Consider the following 5,467-nt stretch of genomic DNA (forward strand, 5'->3'; position numbering starts at 1 on the left):
TTCTCCTCTACCACTACCCGGGTAATGATGCCTACCTATGCTACTTATGTTGGCACCAAGGCAGCGGTAGAACAGTTCACCCGCATCTTTGCCAAAGAAGTAGGCAGCCGTGGTATTAATGTGAATACCGTATCTCCCGGCCCCACCAACACAGAGCTTTTTACTAAAGGTAAATCTGATGAATTGATAACCCGTCTGGCCAGCCTCTCTGCCTTTAATCGCATTGGCGAACCGGAAGATATTGCACGCGTGGTAGTATTCCTGGCCGGCGATGACGCCAAATGGGTGAATGCGCAGAATATCGGCGCAAATGGAGGAATGGCGTAAATAATAATTAAGAATGAAAAATTAATAATTAATATCCTTAAAGCGAATTATATGAACAGCTTAAAAAATAAAGTAGCCTTAATTACAGGATCTGCAAGAGGGTTGGGTAAAGCCATTGCAGAAAGATATGCAGCGCTGGGCGCAGATATTGTGATCAATTATTCACGCGATAAGGCCTCTGCAGATGAAGTGGTGAGCAATATTACCGCCATGGGCGCCAAAGTGATAGCCGTGCAGGCCGATGTGAGCAAAGTGGCTGAACTGGAAAAACTGTTTGCAGAAGCTAAAAAAGCCTTTGGCAAAATAGATATTGTAGTAGCCAATGCCGGTATTGAAATGGTGGAAGTGCCGGTAACCGAGTTTACAGAAGAACAGTTTGACCGTGTATTTTCCATCAACACCAAAGGATCTTACTTTACGCTGCAGCAGGCAGCCCGTAACGTGGAAGATAATGGCCGTATTATTTACATTGCTTCCAGCACCACCTCGTTCCCGGTGCCTGGCATGGCGGTATACGGCGGCAGTAAAACCACGCCCCGCTACCTGGTGGATATTCTTTCCAAAGAAATAGGGCACAGAGGCGTAACCGTTAACTCTATTATTCCTTTTGCGGTAGATCATTCCGGCATCTTTGTAGATCCTGAAAGCTACCCTGCGCTGCGCAAACAGCTGCTGGACAGCTGCCCCATGGGCCGTTTGGCCGAAGTGGAAGATGTGGCTAATGTAGCGGAGTTCTTTGCCAGCGACCTCTCTTCTTTTGTGAATGGCCAGCATTTGCTGGTGAACGGAGGAGCGACTAATTGAGCTGAAAGCGCAAAGCAGAAAGCAGCGGGAGCTGAAAGCGCAAAGCAGAAAGCAAAAAGCTTAATGCAGCGAAGATCGGTGCGGGGAATGGCTTTTTGCTTTTACCTTTGTGCTTTACGCTTTCTGCTTTACGCTTTACGCTTTACGCTTTACGCTTTATGCTTTATGCTTTCTGCTTTGTGCTTTTTGCTTTACGCTTTTTGCTTTACGCTTTAACCTTTTGCTTTATGCTTTCTGCTTTACGCTTTCTGCTTATCCTAACCGCCGTATTCATGGGCTTAAAACAGGGCTGGGCTATGTTAACGGTACAGCCTAATATGTTACAGCTTTTTGGTAAATGGCATTTCAGCAGAACAGGTATTATAGTCACCGGGGCCGTTACGGTCATCAGCGCAGTGCTGATCTTATTTCCCAGAACCTTTATCTGGGGCAATTTCCTGATGGCGGCTTCTATTTTAATGATCACCTGTTTTCATTTAGGGGATAAGGACCTGAAAGGCGCGGCCATTGAGCTGCCCTTTCTGTTACTGAACCTGGTGATCATTTTCCTGCAGCACCCGCTGGGTAAACCACACTGATCATGCAAACATTAATTTATGCGGCCCTGCTTTCTGTATTATGGGCTCATCCACAAAAACAAGATGCCATGCAAACGGATAAACTCACCAATACTACCGTAAAACAAGCTATTAACGCCCTGCAGTCCGGGGATAAAAAAGCCTGGTTTGCCCTATTCACGGCAGATGCGGCCCTGTATGATGATGGCAATAAAATGAGCTTCCACTCTTTCTGGGAGAAAGCGTTGGGGCATGAACGTTTTACCAGCATTGATAAAGTAGAAAATAACGGGCTGGATGTGTACGGCCATTTTCACAGCGACCAATGGGGTGATTTTAAAACGTATATGAAATTCCATCTGCAGGCGGATGGAAAAATTAACCGGCTGGATATCGGGCAAGCCAACTATTAAAGCGCTTACCGGGTGTACAAGGGGCTCATATTAAGATCAATGCAATAGTCCGTGATCCAGCTGCCGGCAGCATCTACGTACAGGATATTGGGTTTGTTCTTTTTGTTGATGGTGCCGTTGCTGATCCAGTCGTTCATGGTTGGCAGCAGGTAACGGTTACCCTTGGCGGAAAGGTCCAGGATGGTCTGGTTCTTTTTCAGGGCGTTGGTAAGCAATATTACGCCGCTTACCACAGCGCCGGTCCTGTCGGGGCGAAAACCATTGCAGATCAGCGCTGCTTCCTGGCTGCTTTGCGTTAGCTGCCAGTCCAGGCGTATGAGGTCATTATCCTTTACACCCTCCTTCATACTGTTGAAGAACAGCACCTGGTCGGCCAGCATTTTTTTGATATCGTTGGTAGCTGCATATTTACGCCGGTAATTAATAAAAGCGCCGGAAGCATTTGCAATGCTGCATGAATCAATTGCGCCATGGTAGGCATGCTGCTCAAATACTACGATCACTTTACCGGCCAGGTCTTTCAATTTTATATCTGCTAATTTCTTTTGTTGATTGCGGTACAGGTGCGTGCCCAGCTGCGCTATAATAGTGTCTGCCAGCCGGGCCGTAGGTACATCCTGATCGCAAAAGTGACTAAAATTCAGCATCACGGTCTCCATTTTGTTAGCCTCCAGGAAAGCGTGCACACCACTCAGCACATCGGCCAGCTTTTCTCCGTAACCGGCGCCTACGGCATCCACATCACAGTCGGACTCTGCGTGTTTTATATATAATGCCTGCGCATAATTACCTACCCGAAGATCAAACATACGGATGCCGTTTTGCAGCTGTTCTTTTATGGGTATGCTTTGGGTGAGCGTATTGCAGGTGTTAATGGCGTCTTTCATCTGCCCGCCGGTGCCGTTTAATACAGACATGCCGGCATCGTGGGCGCCGGGTATTACAATATCCTTCAGCGTATAGGCTTCTTTGGCGGGGTGCAGCAGGTCCTGCATCCAGGAGGCGGGGTTATAGGCTGCAAAATAGCTCAGGTACATGTGCTGATCGTTACCGGTGTAGGCCAGCATAAAATTGTTAGCATCTATTTCACAAATGGCTACCGGATTGCTGCTGTTGAAGTAAGGAGGCAGCACCTTTTTTTCCGTTGGCGGGTTGCCGTTATCCGCGGTGGCGTAATAAATGTGGGGATCGTTCTTGGCGCCGCTCCACAGGTAAAACAGCTGCTGTGCATTGTACACATGGTATAAGGCGGGCGCCGTGCCTGTGGCCGCGCCTGCCAGCCGGGTGGCTGTGCCCCATTTGCCGGTGTGCAGGTTATAGTCGGCATAATACACATCATTTCCCTTATATGCCTGCCAGCAAAAGCGTATGTCGGTGCCCGTGAGGCTTACAATAAAGGGATAGGCGGCTGCTTTTACGCCCTCTGCCGTTTGCAGCTGCGCATCCTGCAGCAGGCCCCTGTCGCCCGGTTCCAGCAATGCAAATACCAGGCTGCTTTTATCATTTGCATGGGAGGCCAGCACAATCTGCTCATGTATAGCCGTGGTGGTTAGCCCGTTCGCCAGCAGGCCATTCAGCTTTACGGTATATACCTGCTGTGCTGCCAGGCTGGTATCGGTATCGTTCTTTATATATTTCAGCGTTCCATCGGCAGCTATCCAGAACAGGTACAGGTGCTCATCCAATACCTGCAGCACCGGCGCGCAGCTGGTGGCTGCGTTGCTAACAATAACATCCTGCTGCGTAAAGGAGGTATCCTGGTGTTTGCCCAGGTAGCTGGCATGAACAGGGGCATTATTTCCGGGGGCTTTCCAGGTTACAAAATAGCCGCCTTTGAAGTGCGTAAGATCCGGTGCTTTGTCTGTAACGGCCTGTGGCAGCAGGGCTACGGGCGGTGTAAAGGAAAGGTTCTGTGCCTGCAGCGGGCAGGTGAATAACAACAGGGAGTAAAGGAATTTATACATAATTGGCAGATCAGTATCTAATGGACAGCAATGGTTTGTATTTTATAACGCGCCGGTTTCTATTTTTGTTTAAACCTTTTGCAGGTCTGCAATGTTAGTTACCAATATATTAAACAACCATTGATATGCCAAGAACCCTCCTGCTATTGTACTGTATTACCATTGCTATGTTACCTGCATTTGCACAGGATGCACATTACTGGTCAAACAACTACGGCCCGGGAGTGCTGCTAACGCCCGGCAGCGTTATTGCCAGCAACCGCGATAGTGGTGTGCTGTTCTACAACCCGGCCCTGCTGAGCCTTTCGAACAAGAACCGTATTGCCATCAGCACTATTTCCGCTAACATTTACCAGCTGGATGCCACCAGGATCAAAAACGGCGCAGGCACCGGAAGAGACCTTCACAACAACAGCGTACGGATTGTGCCGCAAATGTTATCCGGCAGCATTTCACTGGGCAAAAAGGCGCCGGTGGTAATTGCCTATGCGCTGATAAATTCCCCGGGCTTCCGCTTCCAGGCCTCGCAGCGGCGGGATGACAAGATCAATGCGCTGAATGATGAATATAGCCCCGGCGATGAATACTTTGTGGGCGACTATGTGCTGGAGAACCGGGTGAATGAAACCTCAGCCTTGCTAAGCACGGGTTTCCGGCTTACGCCCCGCCTTTCTGCCGGCTTCTCTGTTGAGGGACAGCTGCGGCAGCAGCATTATAATGTTATCAGCAACACCCGCGCGCTGGCGAATGCCGATATTGACAGCTTAACATCGCTACCGCTGATAAGCAGCAGCGCTTACTACCTGGCCACCTATGTTCATGCAGGGGTACGCTTTAAAGCAGGGCTTGCCTATGATGCAGGCCGCCACCACCTGGGATGGACAATCAGCTCCCCATTGCTGCATGTATGGGGTAGCGGCACTATCGTAACCGACTATACGGTGAGTAATATGTACCTGGATGTGCTGAAGGATTTTTACAGCTACCTGGCCAACAGCCGGCAGGAAAGCCTGAAAACCAACTTTAAAATGCCGCTGAGCACCGCGTTGGGTTATGCGTATGATTTCAGGCGGGGACAGCTCTATGTGGCGGCTGAATATTTTCACCGGGTAAAGGAGTACAATGTAATTACGCCCCGGAACGATGCTTTTATACGGCCGGATACCGGCAGTAATTCCAGCTTAACCCGCGATTTCGTACGCCTGCATGATGCGCGCAAGGCCATCCTGAACGTAGCCGTAGGCGTTAGCTACAACATACGGCCCTCGGTAACGGGTTATCTATCTGTAAGAACAGATATGAGCTATGCCGACAAAGACCAGTTCAAAGACCAAACCGGCTATGAGCCATATACCGCCTACTGGAACCTTGTACACTGGACACTGGGCGCCAACTTTAAACA

6 protein-coding genes are annotated in these 5,467 nt (G+C 49.4%); 5 read left to right on the plus strand and 1 reads right to left on the minus strand.

The features are described 5' to 3' along the window. The 4 genes from VIM87_RS21485 to VIM87_RS21500 all read left to right on the plus strand — a co-directional run. The coding region (locus tag VIM87_RS21485) for an SDR family oxidoreductase (protein ID WP_331998994.1) at positions 1 to 327 on the plus strand (327 nt) is incomplete at its 5' end. Positions 328 to 378: 51 nt separating this feature from the next. After that, positions 379 to 1,131: an SDR family oxidoreductase gene (locus VIM87_RS21490; protein WP_331998995.1), complete on the plus strand. Its 753-nt coding sequence runs from the start codon at positions 379 to 381 to the stop codon at positions 1,129 to 1,131. 227 nt (positions 1,132 to 1,358) lie between these two features. Further along, positions 1,359 to 1,709 carry a DoxX family protein gene (locus VIM87_RS21495; RefSeq protein WP_331998996.1) on the plus strand — a complete coding sequence of 117 codons (351 nt, stop codon included), beginning with the start codon at positions 1,359 to 1,361 and terminating at the stop codon, positions 1,707 to 1,709. 68 nt (positions 1,710 to 1,777) lie between these two features. Then, positions 1,778 to 2,101 carry a hypothetical protein gene (locus VIM87_RS21500; RefSeq protein ID WP_331998997.1) on the plus strand — a complete coding sequence of 108 codons (324 nt, stop codon included), beginning with the start codon at positions 1,778 to 1,780 and terminating at the stop codon, positions 2,099 to 2,101. Between the two features lie 5 nt (positions 2,102 to 2,106). Here VIM87_RS21500 and VIM87_RS21505 read toward each other — a convergent pair whose 3' ends face one another. Further along, complete coding sequence (locus VIM87_RS21505; RefSeq protein WP_331998998.1) at positions 2,107 to 4,065, minus strand: phosphatidylinositol-specific phospholipase C domain-containing protein; 1,959 nt, start codon at positions 4,063 to 4,065, stop codon at positions 2,107 to 2,109. A gap of 125 nt (positions 4,066 to 4,190) precedes the next feature. Between VIM87_RS21505 and VIM87_RS21510 the strand changes: the two genes are divergently transcribed. After that, the coding region (locus VIM87_RS21510) for a hypothetical protein (protein WP_331998999.1) at positions 4,191 to 5,467 on the plus strand (1,277 nt) is incomplete at its 3' end.

Source organism: Chitinophaga sp. (assembly GCF_036569125.1).
GTDB lineage: Bacteria > Bacteroidota > Bacteroidia > Chitinophagales > Chitinophagaceae > Chitinophaga.